Raw genomic sequence first — 17,331 nt, 5'->3', positions numbered from 1 at the left:
CCACGATATGTCACCTCCTCAGAGGGGTTTGTGCTGCGTCGGGCTTTGCCCGGACTCCCACTTGGCCTCCAGGCTGCGGGTCACCCGGGTGCCCGCGGCGTATTCGAGCTGGAACGTCGTACCGTCGTCGAGCTCGTAGGTGATGACGGCCGTGCCGTCTTTGACGTCCTTGTGCACCACCTTGCACGGGACGGGTGCGGCGCCGCGGTCGACGAGGACGATGTCGCCGGGCGTGACGTCCTCGATGCGGTCGTTCTCGGAGATGTTCGACATTCATCGACCGTAGCAACGCCGCTCGCGCGACGGTTCGCGCGGCCGCCGATGCCCCCGGCCCGCTGGACCCCGAAATACGCTGATAGCGAACCCATTTCAGAGCGCCGGTGTGGCCACAATCACGTTCGTTTAGCTTGCCTTCGCACCGAGAAAGGCCCAGTATCGAACACGTAATCTGGACTGACTCCAAACTAAGCGATAAGGATGGTGCTCGCGAATGGCATTGTTGACAATCGGTGACCAGTTCCCCAGGTACGACATGGCGGCGGTGGTCGGCGGTGACCTCTCTGAGGTCGATGCCAAGCAGCCCGACGACTATTTCACCCGCGTGACCAGCGAGGATCACGAGGGCAAGTGGCGGATCGTCTTCTTCTGGCCGAAGGACTTCACCTTCGTGTGCCCGACGGAGATCGCCACGTTCGGCAAGCTCAACGACGACTTCGAGGACCGCGACGCGAAGGTCATCGGCGTGTCCGTCGACAACGAGTTCGTCCACTTCCAGTGGCGCGCCCAGCACGAGGACCTCAAGAAGCTGCCGTTCCCGATGGCTTCGGACCTCAAGCGCGAGTTGTCGCTGGCGACCGGTGTGCTCAATGCCGACGGCGTGGCCGACCGGGCGACGTTCATCATCGACCCGAACAACGAGATCCAATTCGTGTCGGTGACGGCCGGGTCCGTGGGCCGCAACGTCGACGAGGTGCTGCGCGTGCTCGACGCGCTGCAGTCCGACGAGCTGTGCGCCTGCAACTGGAAGAAGGGTGATCCCACGATCAAGCCGGCCGAGCTGCTGGCAGAGGCGGTGTAACCATGAGCATCGACAACATCAAGGAAGCGCTTCCGGAGTACGCCAAGGACCTGAAGCTGAACTTCGGCAGCATCGTCAAGACGACCGAGCTGTCCGAGGAGCAGTTGTGGGGCGCCCTTGTGGCGACCGCCGCGGCGACCAAGAACGAGCGACTGCTGCGTGAGATCGCCGAGGACGCTCTGGACATCCTCAGCCAGGAGGCCTACAACGCCGCTCTGGGCGCGGCCGCAATCATGGGGATGAACAACGTCTTCTACCGCACCAAGGGCCAGCTCGACGGCGCCTATGACGACCTGCGGGCCGGGCTGCGGATGAACATCATCGGCAATCCCGGTGTCGCCAAAGAGGATTTCGAGCTGTGGTCGCTGGCGGTGTCGGCGACGAACGGATGCGGCTATTGCGTCGCAGCGCACGAGAAGACCCTGCGCGACGCTGACGTGTCACGCACGGTCATCTTCGAGGCGATCCGGTTGGCCTCGATCGTCTCCGGTGTGGGCCAGGCGCTGCAGACCGCCGAGGTGCTGACCTCGGTCTGATCGAACACATCGAACACATGGAAGCGGGGGCACCGAATCTCGGTGCCCCCGCTCTGGTGTCTCGCCTCAACGGTGGTAGCCCGGCTCCTCGACGTGGATGTGGTCGATGCGGTGGCCGTGCGTTCCGCTCTGAACCGACGGAGCGTGGACACTGGGCGTCGCGACGATGCCCGGCCGCGGCGTGTTGTCGGGGGAGTAGGTACCCGCGCTGGCGGCTCCGGCGAAACCGAGTGCCCCGGCGAGGATTCCGGCCCCGAGGACCGGCAGCGCGACGAAACGGGTGATGCGGCGATTGCTGTTGGTGGTCATTGCGAATCTCCTTTGATCCTTGGTTTTCTGTTTTGACCACCGGGTTGTTCCGGCGATGACTCAAGAGTGCTGCAACACAATCGCGCTGTATGTCGGGCGACCGGCGGGCGATCGGGATGAATCTCGTGTCCCCCAAATAGGGGAAGCGGACGTCCCGCTATGCCAAGCTGACACCGTGGCGAGCGGCACGACCGGTGACAAGGTCCGGGTGGTGGTGGGTGACGACCATCCGATGTTTCGCGACGGGGTGGTCCGAGCGCTGATGTCCAGCGGGCAGATCGAGGTGGTCGCCGAGGCCGACGACGGGCCGGCAGCGCTCGAAGCGATCCGCTCGCATAGCCCCCAGGTGGCGCTGCTGGACTATCGGATGCCCGGCATGGACGGGGCCGAGGTGGCGGCCGCGGTCGTGCGGGACGATCTGCCCACGCGGGTCCTGCTCATCTCGGCGCACGACGAGTCCGCGATCGTCTACCAGGCCCTGCAGAACGGCGCAGCGGGATTCCTGCCCAAGGAATCCACTCGGGCGGAGCTCGTCAACGCGGTGCTCGATTGCGCCAAGGGCCGAGATGTCGTCGCACCGAGCCTGGCCGCCGGTCTGGCCGGTGAGATCCGCAAGCGCTCTGAACCCAACGGTCCGACGCTGAGCCCGAGGGAACGCGAGGTGCTCCGGCTGATCGCGTCTGGGACCAGCATCCCGGCGATGGCCAAGCAGCTGTTCCTGGCGCCATCGACGGTGAAGACCCACGTGCAGCGGCTCTACGAGAAGCTCGGGGTCAACGACCGCGGCGCTGCCGTCGCCGAGGCGATGCGCCGCAAGCTGCTGGACTGACGCCGCCGTGGTGGACCGGATCGCGAGCTTCTTCGCTGCGGAGCCAGTGCGTGTTTCCGCGGTGCTGCGGCTGCCGCTGCTCGCGCTGATCGGGGCGCTGGTGGTGATCTGGGAGGTCGACCACTGGCTGCCGGGGCTGTACGCGGTGGTGCTCGGGATATGGGCGGTCGCGGCCATGTTGTGGCTTGTCGCGGTGCTGCGCGGCCCGGTGCCCTGGTGGGGAGGCTGGGTGTCGACGGGCGTCGACGTCCTGATGATCCTGGTGCTGTGCCTGGTATCGGGTGGCGCCACCGCCGCGCTGCTCCCCGTCTTCTTCCTGCTGCCCATCGCGGTAGCGTTCCAGGACCGGCCGATGCTGACCGCGCTGCTCGGAATCGGCACGGCGACGGCCTATCTCGCGGCGTGGGTGGTGTACTCGAAACGCGACGACTCGGTCGGGCTGCCGGATGTCGTCTACACCCAATTCGGCTTCCTGCTGTGGGGCGCGGTGGCGATGACCGCACTGTGCGTCGTGCTGGTCCGTCGCCAGGCCCGGGTGGCGAAGCTGCAGGCGGTGCGGCGTCAACTGGTTTCCGAGGCGATGCAGGCCGACGAACGCCACAACCGAGAGGTCGCCGAAAATCTGCACGACGGACCGCTGCAGACGCTGCTCGCGGCGCGTCTCGACCTCGACGAACTTCAGGAGAACAACGACGATCCCGCGCTGGAGGTGGTTCGCGACGCGTTACAGCAGACCGCCGCGGCGCTGCGCTCCACGGTGACCCAACTGCACCCTCAGGTGCTGGCCCAACTGGGTCTCACGCCGGCGTTACGAGAGCTGTTGCGACAGTTTGAGTCTCGGGCTCACTATGAGATCGATGCGGAGCTCGACGACGTCGGCAAGCCCGAATCGCAGCAGTTGCTCTACCGGGCGGCCCGAGAACTCCTGGCCAACATCTACAAGCACGCCGACGCGACGACGGTGCGGGTGGGACTGTCGCGCCAAGGGGACCGGGTGGTGCTGACGGTTTCCGATGACGGCAAGGGGTTCGACCCGGCCAGCGTCGAACGGTACGTCGCTGACGGGCATATCGGCCTGGGCTCGCTGCTGGCCCGGTTCGACGCCATGGGCGGGTCGCTAAAGGTGAGTTCGGAAGAAGGCCACGGCACACAGGTCACGGTCACCTCGCCGCCGGAACCGCCGCTCGGTAAACCGGCTGAGATCAGGACGTGAGGCCGCGGGCGATGACGAGGCGCTGAATCTGGTTGGTGCCCTCGAAGATCTGGGTGATCTTCGCTTCCCGCATGTACCGCTCGACGCGGTAGTCGCGAGTGTAACCGGCACCGCCGAACACCTGCACCGCGTCGGTGGTCACCTTCATCGCGGCGTCGGTGGCGATCAGCTTGGCGACGCTGGCCTGCTGTGAGTACGGCCGGCCTTGATCGCGTCGACGTGCCGCATCCAGGTAGGTAGCCCGCGCACTGGCGACCGCGGCAGCCATGTCGGCCACCAGGAAGCCGAGGCCCTGATGGTCGATGATCTTGCGCCCGAACGTCGTTCGCTCGTTGGCGTAGGCGACGGCCTCGTCGAGCGCGGCCTGGGCCAGCCCGGTGCCGACCGCGGCGATGCCCAACCGCCCGGAATCCAGTGCAGAGAAGGCGATCTGCAGGCCTTGGCCCTCCGCGCCGATCAGCCGGTCCGCGTCGATGTGGGCATCGGAGTAGAACGCCGACGTGGTCGGGATCGCGTGCAGGCCCATCTTCTCCTCGGGCTTCCCGAAGCTCAGCCCGGGCAGGTCACCGGGGACCAGGAAGCACGAGATGCCCTTCGACCCCTCGCCCGTCCGCGCGAACAACGTGTAGAAATCGGCACGTCCGCCGTGGGTGATCCATGACTTGGAGCCGTTGAGGACGTACCCGTCCCCCGTCTTGGCAGCCGCGCAGCGCAGTGCCGCGGCGTCCGAACCGGCCTGCGGCTCTGAAAGGCTGTAGGCGCCGATCTGCTCACCCGACAACATGCCGGGCAGCCAGCGACGCTTCTGCTCTTCGGAGCCGAACATCAGCAGGGGATGCGACGACAGGCTGTGCACGCTGACCGCCACCGCGACGGCCGCCCACCGGACCGCCAACTCCTCGAGCACCTGGAGGTACACCTCGTAGGGTTGGCCGCCACCACCCCACTCCTCGGGTTGGGGCAGGCTCAGCAGTCCGGCCGCACCCAGTTGCGCCATCACGCCTTCGGGATAGCGTTCGGTCTTCTCGTGGTCGTCGACGATCGGTTCGAGCACCTTGTCGGCGATGTCGCGGGTCAGCGCGATCAAATCTTCGGCGTCCGAGGTGGGCAGCAGCCGGTCGACAGCCATTCGATGGCCTCCCGTGGTTGTACTGGTCGAGACAACCATAGGTGGGCCCAGACGGCGGCTACCGCGCCGTCAGTCGCTGCGTCGCCACCAGGCCGCGAAGTACAGCACCATGGCCCCGGTCAACGCGAGCAGCACCCACAGGACCAGGATCTGGTCGATCCACGCGCCCGGCGGCGGCGCACCGGGCATGAAGTTGCGGATGGGGATGATCGCGAACAGCGACGCGGCGTACCACGTGCCGAATGGCGGGAGGAAGTTGCGCCGTCCGCGCAGCATCTCGATCGACACGAAAAGGGCCAGCGCGGGCAGGGTGATCAACACCAGGCACAGGCCCACATCGAAGGCGAGCGGTCCCTTCGCGCGCTTCAACGTCACCGTCTCGTAGTCGCCGTCGTCAGCCGACTGGGTGGCCGGCCCGCTTCGCGTGCTGGTGACGTCCCACCCGTCGAGTCCGCCGGTCACCACCACCCGAGCGGGCTCGAACGTGCGGTCGTCACCGCTTCCGACGATGATGTCGGCTCCCAGCGCGCCGACCGTGTACGAGTCGAATGGCCACTTGTCCGGGTCGCCCTTCGCGGACAGCGTGGCGCTGATCTGGGCAGGCAACTGGCCCTTCGGCGTCTGCAGGTCTTCGATGTCGATGTTGATCTCGTTGATGAACAGCCGCACCGCGATATCGGTGTTGACCACATTGAGGTCGTCGTTCATGTGGTTGTCGGACGGGAAGACGACGACTTTCACGTCGATCTGGTTGGCGACCGTGTGCAGTTCCGACAGGGTGACCTGGACGATGTTGTCCCCGCTGTCTCCGAGGTCAGGAGGACCCAAGGAGACGGGCTCGCCGGAGAGATAGTGATAACCGACCAGCGACGTGATGTAGACGACCAGGATGATCAGCACCGTGGCGATGTCGGCCAGCCGTGCGCGTCGGCGATTACGGGACTTCGGCGACGACGCTTCCGGCACCTTCGGGATGCTAGTTCGCGCGGACGCCGTTTCCGGTGCGCCGTGCCGATGGAAATCCGCGACTGGCCGTACCGATTTAGATGTGACCAGCGGTAGCGGTTAAGGTGTTCCGTCATGACAGAGCAGACGCATGCTGATGTCGCCGCCGGGGCGGCCCCGACGGTTGGGGTGGTACGCGAATCAGAAGCCGACGAGCGCCGCGTCGCGTTGGTGCCGAAGGCCGTCGCGTCGCTGGTGAAGAGTGGTGTCGCCGTCGTCGTGGAATCCGGCGCGGGCGAGCGGGCCCTTCTACCCGACGACCTCTACACCGCGGTGGGCGCGACGGTCGGCGACGCATGGACCGCCGACGTCGTGCTCAAGGTCGCGCCGCCGACCGCCGAAGAGGTCGCCAAGCTCACGAGCGGGCAGACGCTGATCGGCTTTCTCGCCCCACGCAACGACGACAACCAGATCGCCGCCCTGAAGGCCGCGGGTGTGCAGGCCTTCGCCGTCGAGGCGATCCCGCGCATCTCGCGCGCCCAGGTGATGGACGCGCTGTCGTCGCAGGCCAATGTCGCGGGCTATAAGGCCGTGGTGCTGGCGGCTTCGGAGTCGACGCGGTTCTTTCCGATGCTCACCACGGCCGCAGGCACCGTGAAACCGGCCTCGGTGCTGGTGCTCGGCGTCGGTGTGGCGGGGCTGCAGGCGCTGGCCACCGCCAAGCGGCTCGGCGCGCGCACCACCGGATACGACGTGCGCCCCGAGGTGGCCGATCAGGTCCGCTCGGTCGGCGCGCAGTGGCTCGAGCTGGGCATCGAGGCGGCCGGGGAGGGCGGCTACGCCCGCGAGCTGTCCGAAGAGGAACGCGCGCAGCAGCAGAAGGAACTGGAGCAGGCGATCACCGGCTTCGACGTCGTGATCACGACCGCGCTGGTGCCCGGCAGGCCGGCGCCCCGACTGGTGACCGCCGCCGCGGTCGAGGGGATGAAACCGGGCAGCGTGGTCGTCGACCTCGCCGGCGAGACGGGTGGCAACTGCGAGCTCACCGAGCCGGGGCAGACCGTCGTCCGCCACGGCGTCACGATCGCCTCACCGCTGAACCTTCCGGCCACCATGCCCGAACACGCCAGCGAGCTGTATTCGAAGAACCTGACCTCGCTGCTGGAGCTACTGATCAGCGATGGCAAGCTCATGCCCGATTTCGATGACGAGGTGGTGGCGGCCTCCTGCGTCACCCGGGGAGAAAACTGATGTACGACAATCTGCTGGCCAACCTCGCGATCCTGGTGCTCGCCGGGTTCGTCGGGTTCGCCGTGATCTCCAAGGTGCCCAACACTTTGCACACACCGCTGATGTCGGGCACCAACGCCATTCACGGCATCGTGGTGCTCGGTGCGCTGATCGTGCTGGGCGATCTGCCCGCAGACGCGCCATGGGGTGTGCGGACGATCGCGTTCGTGGCGCTGATCTTCGGCACGCTCAACGTGATCGGCGGCTTCCTGGTCACCGACCGGATGCTGGGAATGTTCAAAGGGCGAAGGCCCGCCCAGAACACCGAGACCAAAGCTGTTGAGGCGGCTGACAAGTGAACTATCTCGTCACCGTCCTCTATATCGTCGCGTTCTCGCTGTTCATCCTCGGCCTGTCCGGGCTGACCGGACCCAAGACCGCGGTGCGGGGCAACTGGATCGCCGCCACCGGTATGGCCATCGCCGTGATCGCCACACTGATCAAGGTGCGCGACACCGCGCCGATCAACTGGGTCCTGATCGTCGCCGGATTGGCGCTTGGCGTGATTCTCGGTGTACCACCGGCCAAGAAGACCAAGATGACCGCGATGCCGCAGTTGGTGGCGCTGTTCAACGGCGTCGGCGGTGGCACGGTCGCGTTGATCGCGTGGGCGGAGTTCATCGAGACCGACGGCTTCGCGCATTTCACGCCCGACCAGCATCCGACGGTGGCGCTGGTGGCGGGGTCACTGCTCGCTGCGATCATCGGGTCGGTGTCGTTCTGGGGTTCGCTGGTGGCGTTCCTCAAACTGCAGGAGTCGATCCCCAAAAACGTTGAGAAGCGACTTGTCGCCTCCGCGAAGGTGTTCCAGGCGGCCAACGTGCTGCTGCTGCTCGGTGCGACCGCCGCCGCGATCTACATCGGGATCAACGCCGGCACGGGTAGTCCCGGGTGGACGATCGCGTTGGTCCTGGTGTTCGCCGGGCTGATGGGCCTGTTCGTGGTGTTCCCGATCGGCGGCGCCGACATGCCGGTCGTTATCTCGTTGCTCAACGCGCTGACCGGATTGTCCGCGGCCGCAGCGGGTCTGGCGCTGGACAACACCGCGATGATCGTCGCGGGCATGATCGTCGGCGCATCGGGTTCGATCCTGACCAACCTGATGGCCGTGGCGATGAACCGGTCGATCCCGGCGATCGTGTTCGGCTCCTTCGGCGGCGGCGCCGAGGCGGTGGCTGGGCCAGGGGGCGACCAGGGCACGGTCAAGGCGACCTCGGCCGCGGACGCCGCGATCCAGATGGCCTACGCCAACCAGGTGATCGTCGTCCCCGGTTACGGGCTGGCCGTCGCGCAGGCCCAGCACACCGTCAAAGAGATGGCCGACCTGTTGGAAAGCAAAGGCGTCGAGGTGAAGTACGCCATCCATCCCGTCGCGGGGCGCATGCCGGGGCACATGAACGTACTGCTGGCCGAGGCCGACGTCGAGTATGACTCGATGAAGGAGATGGACGACGTGAACGGCGAATTCGGCCGCACCGACGTCACTTTGGTCATCGGCGCCAACGACGTCACCAATCCGGCCGCGCGTAACGACCCGTCGAGCCCGATTCACGGCATGCCGATCCTCAACGTCGACGAGTCGCGGTCGGTGATCGTGCTCAAGCGGTCGATGAACGCGGGCTACGCGGGCATCGAGAATCCGCTGTTCTTCCTCGACCAGACCTCGATGCTGTTCGGTGACGCCAAGAAGTCCGTGACCTCGGTCATCGAGGAACTCAAGGCGTTGTAAACCGTGCCCGCCGATCGCCGTCCACCCGTCGACATACTTCTGGCGCGTGCGGGCGGCGTCCGCGGGCTGCTCCAATCGGTGCTGCCGGTGGCGGTCTTCGCCGGGACTAACGCGGTGCTCGGCCTGCAGGCGGCCATTGCGGCCGCCATCGGGGTGGCCGCGGTTTTCCTGGTGTGGCAGGTGGTGCGGCGTGGATCGATGCGACCGGCGCTGGTCGGATTCGCGGGCGTGGCGGTGTGCGGTGTGCTGGCGCTGATCACCGGACAAGCCAAGGACTTCTACCTGCCGGGCATCGCGATGTATCTGGCGCTCGCGATCGGGTTCACGACCTCAGTGGTGGTCCGTCGCCCGCTGGTGGGTGTGGTCTGGGCGTGGATCAGCGGTCGCGACGGCACCTGGCGACGTGTCCCGAGGGTGCGCCTGGCCTTCGACTTCGCAACCGCGGTGATGGCGACGGCGTCCTGGGTACGATTCCTGGTCCAGTACCACCTATACGACACCGACCAGGCTGGACTGCTCGCAGCGGCCCGTGTCGCGATGGGCTGGCCCATCTTCCTGCTCACCTCGACGGCCGTCTACCTCGCGATCCGAACCGCGGTGCGTGCCCTGCCGCACGCGGCCTAGCGGGGCGTCGCCGGAAGCCGTTTGGGGTGGCGGCGGGCCGGGAAGCCCCGACCGAACCGTTCACGACCCGACATGAGACGCGTCGGAGCGGGAACCTGAAGGAGATCATGGACTGGGCGCTCGCGATCGTGGGGTTCGCGCTGGTGCTCGCCGTCGTTCGGGACGTGTTTCACACCCTATTCCATCCGATCGGCCGCGGCAGCATCTCTCCGCTGGTGATGAGGGCGGTGTGGCGGGTGCTGCGGCCCCTGCCCGCTCGACTGCGCGTCACCACGCTGACCGGCCCACTGGGCATGGTGGCCGTCATCGCCATCTGGGCTCTCGGCGCCCTCGTGGGGTGGGCATTGATCTACTTCTCCCAGATGCCGCACGGATTCGAATTCAGCTCGGACATCGCCGCCGCGACCAGAGGCGGGCTGCTGGACTCGGTGTACCTGTCGCTGGTCACCGTCGCGACCCTCGGCTTCGGCGACATCCTGCCGACCTCGCCGTGGCTGCGGATAGTGGTACCGCTGCAGGCGTTGTTCGGTTTCATGCTCATCACCGCCGCAGTCTCGTGGGTGCTGCAGATCTATCCCGCGCTGCACCGACGCCGGGTGCTGGCCTTACAGCTCTCCAGCCTGCGTCAGGCGCGACGTAGCCAGGCCGGCCAGGGTATCGACGAAGTTCCGACCGAGGTGCTGAGCTCCCTCAGCGGCGGTCTCGTGGGCGCACGCAACGACTTGACTCAGTACGGGGCAACCTACTATTTCCGAGACCTGGAAGCCGATGCGGCGCTGGCCGCTTCGCTCGACTACGCCGCCACCCTCGGCGCCGAAGCCAGCGCCAGCGCGGACCCGAAGACACGAATGGCCGGGGCGATGCTGTGCGCCGCCGTGGACAACCTCGCGGAGCTTCTCGACGAGGAGTTCCTGCATCTGGGCGGCGACACCAGGGCAGTCATCGAGGCCTATGCGGACGAGCACGGGTACGGAGGCCAGGCGGCGGCGTGACACCGAGGCGGTTTGACATCCACCGGTCGGGTAACCGGGCGGTATGGACATGCATGCGCTCCTCCAGATCCCAGAAACGGCCGGTTCTCTCGACCCGACGGCGGAGCGCGCCGCCGACGCGGTGGACCGCATCCTCGGTGACGGCGCGTTGGCACGGGGGCTGCGCGGCTCGTGGCTGGGTCACCCCACACATCCGCTGATGATCACCCTGCCGATCGGCGCGTGGATGTCATCGATGGTGCTGGACTTGGTGTTCAAGGACCGCGCCGCCGCACGGCAGCTCATCGCGATCGGGTTGGCCGCCACGCCGCCCGCCGTGCTGGCGGGGCTGGCGGAGTTCCCCACGCTGGGGAAGCGGCAGAGGCGGGTCGGGCTTTTGCACGCGGCGGGCAACACGGTCGCGGCAGTGTCGTTCTGGGTGGCCTATCGAAAGTACAAGCGCGGCAAGGTGGGCGCGGCGCGCACGTTCAGCGTGCTCGGGTTGACCGCGGTCTCAGTGGGCGGCGCGCTCGGCGGACATCTGTCCTACGCCCAGGGCGCGGGTGTGCACCGCTGGCAGTTGACGGGTTAAACCGGCGGATAAGCCGGCGGCGGGTAGACCCCGCGAAGAATCCACGCGAACCAGTTCACGCCGTACTCCAGCTCGTCGCTCGCGTCATAGTCCGGATTCGGATCCATGGGGTCACCTCTCGAGTACGGGCCGGTTATGAGGGAAGTCTAGACCCGCCGTGCGGGCGGCGACACCCCCAACACCTACACTTCCAACCAGTTGATTGACACCCGGACGACGTTCCGGCCTGCATATAGTGAGTCGCCATGCCCTCTGTGGACGCCGCCACCCCGAACGGGAGGACCCGTCGCGACGAGTTGTTGGCCGTCGCGACCAAGCTCTTCGCCGCGCGCGGCTACCACGGCACCCGGATGGACGACGTCGCCGATGCGGTCGGCCTGAACAAGGCGACCGTCTACCACTACTACGCCAGCAAGTCGCTGATCCTCTACGACATCTATAAGGGTGCCGCCGACTTCACCGTCGACGCGCTGCACGACGACCCGTCGGCGTCGGCCCGCGAGACGATCTACCACTTCACCCGGCGGCTGCTTGTCGGCATCGCCAGCGACATCGAACGCGCCGCCGTCTACTTCCAGGAGGGCCCGTACATCGGCGAGTGGTTCACCGAAGACCAGGTGGCCTACATCCGGGAGAAGGAGACGCAGGTCTACGAACACGTGCGCGATGTCATCGATCGCGGCATCGCCAGCGGCGAGTTCTACGACTGCGATTCGCACGTCCTCGCGCTCGGCTACATCGGCATGACACTGGGCGCCTACCGCTGGCTGCGGCCCCACGGCAGGCGCACCGCACAGGAGATCGCGGTTGAGTTCAGCACGGCGCTGTTGCGCGGCCTGATCCGCGACGAGTCGGTGCGGACGGAGTCGCCGTTGGGCATCGAGGTCGACGCGCTCCCGGGCGAACCGGACATCGCGACCGCACCGTGAAATCGCTTCTGTTGTCCCGCCGTGACCTCGAATTCCTGCTCTACGAGTGGCTGTCCATCGAGGAGTTGACCGAGCGCGAGCGGTTCGCCGAACACTCGCGCGAGACCTTCGACGCGGTGCTCGACTTGTGCGAGCAATTGGCTACCCGGTTCTTCGCGCCGCACAACAAGAAGAGCGACGCCAACGAGCCCACCTTCGACGGCGAGAAGGTGACTGTCATACCCGAGGTCAAGGAGGCCTGGGATGCGTTCGCTGAGGCCGACCTCATCGCGATGTCGATGGAGCACCGTCTCGGAGGCGCGCAGCTGCCCGCGACGGTGGCGCAGGCCGCGTTCGCCTGGTTCTCGGCGGCCAACCTGAGTACGACGGGCTATCTGATGTTGACGATGGCCAACGCCAACCTGCTGGCCCGCTTCGGCACCGACGAGCAGGTCGAGGAGTTCGTCAAACCGATGCTGGCCGGGCGGTTCTCGGGCACCATGGCGTTGTCGGAGACCCAGGCGGGTTCGTCGCTGGCCGACATCGTCACGCGCGCCGAACCGGCCGACGACGGCACCCACCGGCTGTTCGGATCGAAGATGTGGATCTCGGGCGCCGAACACGAACTGACCGACAACATCGTCAACCTGGTGCTCGCCAAGATCCCCGGCGGCCCACCGGGAACCAAGGGCATCTCGTTGTTCATCGTGCCCAAGTACCTGCCCGGCGCGGACGGTGCGACCGGTGAACGCAACGACGTCGTGCTGGCCGGGCTCAACCACAAGATGGGCCAGCGGGGCATCACGAACACGGTGCTGAACCTCGGTGAGGGCGCGTACACACCCTTCGGGAAACCCGGCGCGGTCGGATACCTCGTCGGTGAGCCGCACCGCGGGATCGCCTACATGTTCACGATGATGAACGAGGCGCGCCTCGGCGTCGGGATGGGTGCAGTGGCGCTCGGTTACACCGGCTATCTCAAGTCGGTTCATTACGCCCGCGAGCGCCCACAGGGGCGCCCGGTCAGCGACAAGGATCCGTCGTCGCCGCAGGTGCCGATCATCGAGCACGCCGACGTCAAGCGAATGCTCCTGGCGCAGAAGGCTTACGCCGAAGGTGGGCTGGCGTTGCTGCTGTACTGCGCCAAGCTCGTCGACCTGCAGCACAGCGCGGCCTCCGACGAAGAGCGCGACAGCACCATGTTGCTGCTCGAGATGCTGACACCGGTCGGCAAGAGCTGGCCGTCGCAGTGGTGTCTGGAGGCCAACAGCCTGGCGATCCAGGTGCACGGCGGATACGGCTACACCCGCGAATACGACGTCGAGCAGCACTACCGGGACAACCGGCTCAACCCGATCCACGAAGGGACACACGGCATTCAGAGCTTGGATCTGTTGGGCCGCAAGGTCCCTGCGCGCGGTGGTGCCGGGCTGTCGGCGCTGGGTGCGGCCATCGGCGCGACGGTGACAGAGGCCGGTCCACTCGGCGGTCAGATCGCCGAACACGCAAGTCTGTTGGACGCCGCATGGCGGCGCCTCTCCGCGGTCACCGCCGAGATGTTCGGCTCCGGTGACGTCGAGGCCGCGATGGCCAACAGCGTGATCTACCTCGAGGCGTTCGGGCACATCGCCGTCGCCTGGATGTGGCTGCAGCAGGAGATCGCCGCGCACGGTCGCAACGGGGGCTTCTATGACGGCAAGCGCCAAGCCGCCCGCTACTTCTTCCGGTACGAACTGCCCAAGACCGCACCGCAACTCGACCTGCTCGCCAGCCTGGACCGCACCACGCTGGACATGCGCGACAGCTGGTTCTGACGCCTACTCGAAGCGGATGACCTGACGCACGGCCCGGCCGTCAGCCAGTTCGTCCATGCCGGAATTGATTTCGTCGAGCGTGATCGTCGACGACACCAGCGACTCGACCGGCAACCGTCCCGCACGCCACAGACCGACGAAGTGGGGGATCTCGCGCGAAGGCACCGCCGAACCGAGGTAGCTGCCGATCAGCGAGCGCCCCTCGGCGACAAAACCCAACGGCGACAACGATACCCGTGCATCGGGCGGAGGCAGGCCGACCGTCACCGTGCGGCCCCCTGCGGCGGTGAGCTCCACCGCGGTCTCCAGGGCACTCGGATGACCGACGGCCTCGATCACCACGGCGGCTTTGAACCCGCTGTCTCGAGCTTCCTCGGGGGTGTACGCGTCGTGCACTCCGAGGCCGCGGACCCGCTCGAGTTTGTCGGGCAGCTGGTCGATGCCCACCGCGCGGACGTCGTCGGCAGCCAGTGCGGTGAGCACCGCGGCCATCCCGACACCGCCGAGGCCGACGACGGCCACGGTGTCACCCGCTCGCGGTCGGCCGGCGTTGATCACCGCACCGCCCCCGGTCAGCACCGCGCAGCCGAGGAGCGACGCCACCGCCGCGGGCACGTCGTCGGGCACCGGCACGACCGAACGGCGGTCGACGACCGCGTGGGTGGCGAAACCCGAGACGCCGAGATGGTGGTGGACCGGCTCGCCGTCCCGCGACAACCGGCGCTCACCGGTCATCAGCGTGCCCGCCCCGTTGGCCGCCGAACCCGGCTCGCAGGGCGTGAGACCGTCCGTCGCGCACGCCGGACACTCACCGCAGCGAGGCAGGAAGGTCATCACCACGCGGGCGCCGACTTCCAGGTCGGACCCGCCGGCGCCGATCTCCTCGACGATCCCGGCCGCCTCGTGGCCGAGAAGCATGGGCACGGGCCGCACGCGGTTGCCATCGACCACCGACAGGTCCGAGTGACACAGACCCGCGGCCTCCACCCGCACAAGCAGTTCGCCGGGGCCGGGCGAGGTGAGGTCGAGGTCGCCGACCGTCAGGGGTTTCGACTCCGTGTACGGCCTCGGCAGGCCGATTTGTTCGAGTACGGCGCCGCGAATTCTCATCTCTACAGCTTGCCGTCACCTCTGCTGAGCCGACAATCCAGTTGCGTGCTGACAAGACAATCCGACGAGCGGGTCCGCATTACGCTGCTGACGTGCTGGAAAAGTCCGAGATTCGGTTTCTGCGCGTGGACGGACGAAGCATCGCGTACGAGGTGCGGGGCTGCGGCCCGCCGCTGATCGCTCCGGCGTGGTGGGTCAGCCACCTCGATCTCGACTGGCAGAACGTCGCTCGCTCGTCGACGAGCTAGGGCTTGAACGCATTTCGCTCATCGGCGGCTCATCGGGGAGTTGCACGGCAGTTGCATTTGGCGCGGCATTCTCCGAGCGTGTCGAGCGGTTGGTGCTGTATGGGTCCTATCCGGACGGAACGGAACTCACGGCGTCGGGCGTCGGTGACGCGATATTGGCTGCGATACAAGCAGATGTTCGTGCCTGTCTTGCGCGCGTCCGTGCGCCAACGCTGGTGGTGCATCGCCGCGACGACCGTGCCGTGCCGTACTGGCTCGGGCGCGAGGTCGCGGCCGCGAATCCGGGCGCCACTTTCATTTCCCTGAAAGGCGACGCGCACTTCCCGTGGCACGGTGGCGCCACTTCGCCGGTGGCTGCCGCTGCAACCGCGACACCGTCGGGCGTCTGCGCGCCAGCGGTTTCACGGTCTCGGCCCGAAACGTCGTCTGGCGCGGCATGCCGGCGATCGTCCACCCGCTCGTCATGGGAGGCGACACGCACCTGACTGCCTTGACTGCGAGACTGCTGCCATGACCGGTAGCCAGCAGGCACACCCCAGCGCGGACTTCCCCGTGCACTGGCCGGTGACCACCAGGTGGGCCGACAACGACATGTTCGGCCACCTCAACAATGCGGTGTACTACGCGCTGTTCGACTCGGCGATCAACGGCTGGATCAACACCAGCCTCGGTATCGACCCGCTGACCGTGCCCTGGCTGGGTGTGGTGGCCGAATCGGGGTGCCGGTACCTGGCCGAGCTTCGGTTCCCGGAACCGCTGACGGTCGGCGTGGCGGTCACCCGGCTAGGCACCAGCAGCGTCACCTACCGGTTGGGGCTCTGGCAGCACGACGGGCCCACCGCGGCGGTGGGGCACTGGGTGCACGTCTATGTGGACCGAAACGGTCGGCGGCCGGTGCCGATCCCGGCGTCGATCCGCGAGCTGCTGGAAAAGGCGCGCGTGGAGTAGTCGATATGCTCGTCGGATGCCGCTCGTGAGTAAAACCGTCGAGGTGGCGGCCTCCGCCGAGGCGATCATGGGGATCGTCGCCGACTTCGAGGCCTACCCCCAGTGGAACGAAGAGATCAAAGGGTGCTGGGTGCTGGCCCGGTACGACGACGGCCGGCCCAGCCAGTTGCGCCTCGACGTCGTGGTGCAGGGACAGTCGGGCACCTTCATCACTGCGGTCTACTACCCGGGCGAGAACCAGATCTTCACGGTGCTGCAGCAGGGCGATCACTTTGAGAAGCAGGAGCAGAAGTTCTCGGTGGTTCCGATGGGCCCGACCTCGCTGCTGACCGTCGACCTCGACGTCGAGACCAAGCTGCCCATCCCGAAACAGATGGTGAAGAAGGCGATCGGGGACACGCTGGACTACCTGGCCGACAACCTCAAGGCTCGCGCCGAACAGCTGGCCTCCAAGTAGGGCCGGTTCGTCAATCGGGCAGCGCATCCAGCCACTTCTCGAAGTCGCGGCCCACGAGCATGTCGGCTTCGGCCCGCAGGTCGAGCACCCGCTTGCGAATCCGGTCTGCGGTCGAACGCGGGGTGTCGCCCGGGCCGTAAAGTCCGCGCCGCAGCCGCCGGACCCGGCCGTGTGCCATCTCCCAGCGCAAGGCGTCGGAGACCCACTTGGGGGCCGGTCCGGGTAGGGCGAAGTTGTAGTAGTCGAGTGCGTCGATCAGGTCGGGAATCGTCGTGGGGCCGTGCTGGGACAGATGGAACGTCAGCACGTACCGCAGTTCGACGCCGTAGATGTGCCGCTTGCTGGCCATGGCCACGACTGTGCCGCGAGCGACCGACAGTTCCGGCCCGCCGCGTCGCATCATCCTCAGTCGGTCCCCAGGTGTCTCGCCATCCCGAGGGCATATCGACTGCCGACCATTGGCGAACGTGCCCGCCTTGCAGCGAAAAATTCGCTGCCAGCGAATAATTCGCTGATAGCCGGGCACTAATCGAAGTGGTCGGCAGCTCTCGTCCTGCGGATGAGAAATTCGCGCGACGGGCCGCAGTCGTTTCCGCGGACG

At 66.9% G+C, this 17,331-nt stretch carries 21 protein-coding genes and 1 pseudogene; 15 read left to right on the top strand and 7 right to left on the bottom strand.

Annotated features, from left to right (window positions below; translation table 11 throughout):
* Nucleotides 1-18 precede the first annotated feature (18 nt).
* A complete protein-coding gene (locus AAHH99_RS03595; RefSeq protein ID WP_418767402.1) occupies nucleotides 19-273 on the bottom strand; it encodes a hypothetical protein in 255 nt (84 codons plus the stop codon).
* Between the two features lie 217 nt (nucleotides 274-490).
* On the opposite strand from AAHH99_RS03595, the gene AAHH99_RS03590 reads away from it, so the two are divergent.
* Nucleotides 491-1,078 carry a peroxiredoxin gene (locus AAHH99_RS03590; protein ID WP_064394629.1) on the top strand — a complete coding sequence of 196 codons (588 nt, stop codon included), beginning with the start codon at nucleotides 491-493 and terminating at the stop codon, nucleotides 1,076-1,078.
* Nucleotides 1,079-1,080: 2 nt separating this feature from the next.
* Nucleotides 1,081-1,614, top strand: a complete 534-nt coding sequence (ahpD, locus tag AAHH99_RS03585; RefSeq protein WP_418767401.1) for an alkyl hydroperoxide reductase AhpD — start codon at nucleotides 1,081-1,083, stop codon at nucleotides 1,612-1,614.
* Nucleotides 1,615-1,680: 66 nt separating this feature from the next.
* Here ahpD and AAHH99_RS03580 read toward each other — a convergent pair whose 3' ends face one another.
* Complete coding sequence (locus AAHH99_RS03580; protein ID WP_418767400.1) at nucleotides 1,681-1,923, bottom strand: hypothetical protein; 243 nt, start codon at nucleotides 1,921-1,923, stop codon at nucleotides 1,681-1,683.
* 175 nt (nucleotides 1,924-2,098) lie between these two features.
* Here AAHH99_RS03580 and AAHH99_RS03575 point away from each other — a divergent pair, with 175 nt between their 5' ends.
* Nucleotides 2,099-2,752, top strand: coding sequence for a response regulator (locus AAHH99_RS03575; RefSeq protein WP_418767399.1), 654 nt, complete (start codon nucleotides 2,099-2,101; stop codon nucleotides 2,750-2,752).
* Between the two features lie 46 nt (nucleotides 2,753-2,798).
* Nucleotides 2,799-3,965 (top strand): sensor histidine kinase, encoded by a 1,167-nt coding sequence (locus AAHH99_RS03570; protein ID WP_418767398.1) that lies wholly within the window; start codon nucleotides 2,799-2,801, stop codon nucleotides 3,963-3,965.
* On the opposite strand, the gene AAHH99_RS03565 is transcribed toward AAHH99_RS03570, so the two are convergent.
* The gene (locus AAHH99_RS03565) at nucleotides 3,955-5,094 is read right to left on the bottom strand and encodes an acyl-CoA dehydrogenase family protein (RefSeq protein ID WP_418767397.1); all 1,140 of its coding nucleotides are present in this window, start codon (nucleotides 5,092-5,094) and stop codon (nucleotides 3,955-3,957) included. The two genes, AAHH99_RS03570 and AAHH99_RS03565, sit on opposite strands and share 11 nt — an antisense overlap.
* Before the next feature lie 69 nt (nucleotides 5,095-5,163).
* Complete coding sequence (locus AAHH99_RS03560) at nucleotides 5,164-6,060, bottom strand: DUF4436 domain-containing protein (RefSeq protein WP_418767396.1); 897 nt, start codon at nucleotides 6,058-6,060, stop codon at nucleotides 5,164-5,166.
* A gap of 114 nt (nucleotides 6,061-6,174) precedes the next feature.
* Here AAHH99_RS03560 and AAHH99_RS03555 point away from each other — a divergent pair, with 114 nt between their 5' ends.
* The 6 genes from AAHH99_RS03555 (at nucleotide 6,175) to AAHH99_RS03530 (ending at nucleotide 11,245) form a co-directional block, all read left to right on the top strand.
* The gene (locus tag AAHH99_RS03555; RefSeq protein WP_418767395.1) at nucleotides 6,175-7,290 is read left to right on the top strand and encodes a Re/Si-specific NAD(P)(+) transhydrogenase subunit alpha; all 1,116 of its coding nucleotides are present in this window, start codon (nucleotides 6,175-6,177) and stop codon (nucleotides 7,288-7,290) included.
* Entirely contained in the window at nucleotides 7,290-7,628 is a 339-nt protein-coding gene (locus AAHH99_RS03550; protein WP_418767394.1) for an NAD(P) transhydrogenase subunit alpha, read from the top strand. The genes AAHH99_RS03555 and AAHH99_RS03550 overlap by 1 nt, the downstream gene beginning before the upstream one ends.
* A complete protein-coding gene (locus AAHH99_RS03545; RefSeq protein ID WP_418767393.1) occupies nucleotides 7,625-9,058 on the top strand; it encodes an NAD(P)(+) transhydrogenase (Re/Si-specific) subunit beta in 1,434 nt (477 codons plus the stop codon). The genes AAHH99_RS03550 and AAHH99_RS03545 overlap by 4 nt, the downstream gene beginning before the upstream one ends.
* 3 nt (nucleotides 9,059-9,061) lie before the next feature.
* Entirely contained in the window at nucleotides 9,062-9,682 is a 621-nt protein-coding gene (locus AAHH99_RS03540) for a DUF3159 domain-containing protein (RefSeq protein WP_418767392.1), read from the top strand.
* A 107-nt stretch (nucleotides 9,683-9,789) separates the two neighbouring features.
* Complete coding sequence (locus AAHH99_RS03535) at nucleotides 9,790-10,674, top strand: potassium channel family protein (RefSeq protein WP_418767391.1); 885 nt, start codon at nucleotides 9,790-9,792, stop codon at nucleotides 10,672-10,674.
* A 49-nt stretch (nucleotides 10,675-10,723) separates the two neighbouring features.
* Complete coding sequence (locus AAHH99_RS03530) at nucleotides 10,724-11,245, top strand: DUF2231 domain-containing protein (protein WP_418767390.1); 522 nt, start codon at nucleotides 10,724-10,726, stop codon at nucleotides 11,243-11,245.
* Here AAHH99_RS03530 and AAHH99_RS03525 read toward each other — a convergent pair.
* Nucleotides 11,242-11,355, bottom strand: a pseudogene (locus tag AAHH99_RS03525) (CAP domain-containing protein); the annotation flags it as partial. The gene AAHH99_RS03530 and the pseudogene AAHH99_RS03525 overlap by 4 nt on opposite strands.
* Nucleotides 11,356-11,490: 135 nt before the next feature.
* On the opposite strand from AAHH99_RS03525, the gene AAHH99_RS03520 reads away from it, so the two are divergent.
* A complete protein-coding gene (locus AAHH99_RS03520; RefSeq protein WP_064418125.1) occupies nucleotides 11,491-12,174 on the top strand; it encodes a TetR/AcrR family transcriptional regulator in 684 nt (227 codons plus the stop codon).
* Nucleotides 12,171-13,967, top strand: coding sequence for an acyl-CoA dehydrogenase (locus AAHH99_RS03515; RefSeq protein ID WP_418767389.1), 1,797 nt, complete (start codon nucleotides 12,171-12,173; stop codon nucleotides 13,965-13,967). The genes AAHH99_RS03520 and AAHH99_RS03515 overlap by 4 nt, the downstream gene beginning before the upstream one ends.
* A 3-nt stretch (nucleotides 13,968-13,970) precedes the next feature.
* Here the strand turns inward: AAHH99_RS03515 and AAHH99_RS03510 are convergent, their stop codons facing one another.
* Nucleotides 13,971-15,077, bottom strand: a complete 1,107-nt coding sequence (locus AAHH99_RS03510; RefSeq protein WP_418767388.1) for an alcohol dehydrogenase catalytic domain-containing protein — start codon at nucleotides 15,075-15,077, stop codon at nucleotides 13,971-13,973.
* 92 nt (nucleotides 15,078-15,169) lie between these two features.
* Here AAHH99_RS03510 and AAHH99_RS03505 point away from each other — a divergent pair, with 92 nt between their 5' ends.
* From AAHH99_RS03505 to AAHH99_RS03495, 3 genes are all read left to right on the top strand, one after another.
* On the top strand, nucleotides 15,170-15,325 hold the full coding sequence (locus tag AAHH99_RS03505) for a hypothetical protein (RefSeq protein ID WP_418767387.1): 156 nt from the start codon (nucleotides 15,170-15,172) through the stop codon (nucleotides 15,323-15,325).
* 510 nt (nucleotides 15,326-15,835) lie between these two features.
* Complete coding sequence (locus AAHH99_RS03500) at nucleotides 15,836-16,273, top strand: acyl-CoA thioesterase (protein ID WP_418767386.1); 438 nt, start codon at nucleotides 15,836-15,838, stop codon at nucleotides 16,271-16,273.
* A gap of 16 nt (nucleotides 16,274-16,289) precedes the next feature.
* Nucleotides 16,290-16,730, top strand: coding sequence for an SRPBCC family protein (locus AAHH99_RS03495; protein ID WP_418767385.1), 441 nt, complete (start codon nucleotides 16,290-16,292; stop codon nucleotides 16,728-16,730).
* Nucleotides 16,731-16,740: 10 nt separating this feature from the next.
* Here the strand turns inward: AAHH99_RS03495 and AAHH99_RS03490 are convergent, their stop codons facing one another.
* The gene (locus AAHH99_RS03490) at nucleotides 16,741-17,079 is read right to left on the bottom strand and encodes a hypothetical protein (RefSeq protein ID WP_418767384.1); all 339 of its coding nucleotides are present in this window, start codon (nucleotides 17,077-17,079) and stop codon (nucleotides 16,741-16,743) included.
* Nucleotides 17,080-17,331 lie beyond the last annotated feature (252 nt).

The sequence above is a fragment of the Mycobacterium neumannii genome (genome assembly GCF_048452905.1).
GTDB classification, from domain to species: Bacteria; Actinomycetota; Actinomycetes; order Mycobacteriales; family Mycobacteriaceae; genus Mycobacterium; species Mycobacterium neumannii_B.
Note: the sequence above shows the minus strand (reverse complement) of the source record. Positions and strands in the feature narration are given on the sequence as shown.

What these genes read in the sequence shown, in the direction of transcription:
- AAHH99_RS03520 (WP_064418125.1), top strand. Translation starts at nt 11,491, where the DNA reads ATGCCCTCTGTGGACGCCGCCACCCCGAACGGGAGGACCCGTCGCGAC.
- AAHH99_RS03510 (WP_418767388.1), bottom strand. Translation starts at nt 15,077, where the DNA reads ATGAGAATTCGCGGCGCCGTACTCGAACAAATCGGCCTGCCGAGGCCG.
- AAHH99_RS03580 (WP_418767400.1), bottom strand. Translation starts at nt 1,923, where the DNA reads ATGACCACCAACAGCAATCGCCGCATCACCCGTTTCGTCGCGCTGCCG.
- AAHH99_RS03565 (WP_418767397.1), bottom strand. Translation starts at nt 5,094, where the DNA reads ATGGCTGTCGACCGGCTGCTGCCCACCTCGGACGCCGAAGATTTGATC.
- AAHH99_RS03490 (WP_418767384.1), bottom strand. Translation starts at nt 17,079, where the DNA reads ATGGCCAGCAAGCGGCACATCTACGGCGTCGAACTGCGGTACGTGCTG.
- ahpD (WP_418767401.1), top strand. Translation starts at nt 1,081, where the DNA reads ATGAGCATCGACAACATCAAGGAAGCGCTTCCGGAGTACGCCAAGGAC.
- AAHH99_RS03595 (WP_418767402.1), bottom strand. Translation starts at nt 273, where the DNA reads ATGTCGAACATCTCCGAGAACGACCGCATCGAGGACGTCACGCCCGGC.
- AAHH99_RS03535 (WP_418767391.1), top strand. Translation starts at nt 9,790, where the DNA reads ATGGACTGGGCGCTCGCGATCGTGGGGTTCGCGCTGGTGCTCGCCGTC.
- AAHH99_RS03550 (WP_418767394.1), top strand. Translation starts at nt 7,290, where the DNA reads ATGTACGACAATCTGCTGGCCAACCTCGCGATCCTGGTGCTCGCCGGG.
- AAHH99_RS03530 (WP_418767390.1), top strand. Translation starts at nt 10,724, where the DNA reads ATGCATGCGCTCCTCCAGATCCCAGAAACGGCCGGTTCTCTCGACCCG.
- AAHH99_RS03555 (WP_418767395.1), top strand. Translation starts at nt 6,175, where the DNA reads ATGACAGAGCAGACGCATGCTGATGTCGCCGCCGGGGCGGCCCCGACG.
- AAHH99_RS03590 (WP_064394629.1), top strand. Translation starts at nt 491, where the DNA reads ATGGCATTGTTGACAATCGGTGACCAGTTCCCCAGGTACGACATGGCG.
- AAHH99_RS03495 (WP_418767385.1), top strand. Translation starts at nt 16,290, where the DNA reads ATGCCGCTCGTGAGTAAAACCGTCGAGGTGGCGGCCTCCGCCGAGGCG.
- AAHH99_RS03500 (WP_418767386.1), top strand. Translation starts at nt 15,836, where the DNA reads ATGACCGGTAGCCAGCAGGCACACCCCAGCGCGGACTTCCCCGTGCAC.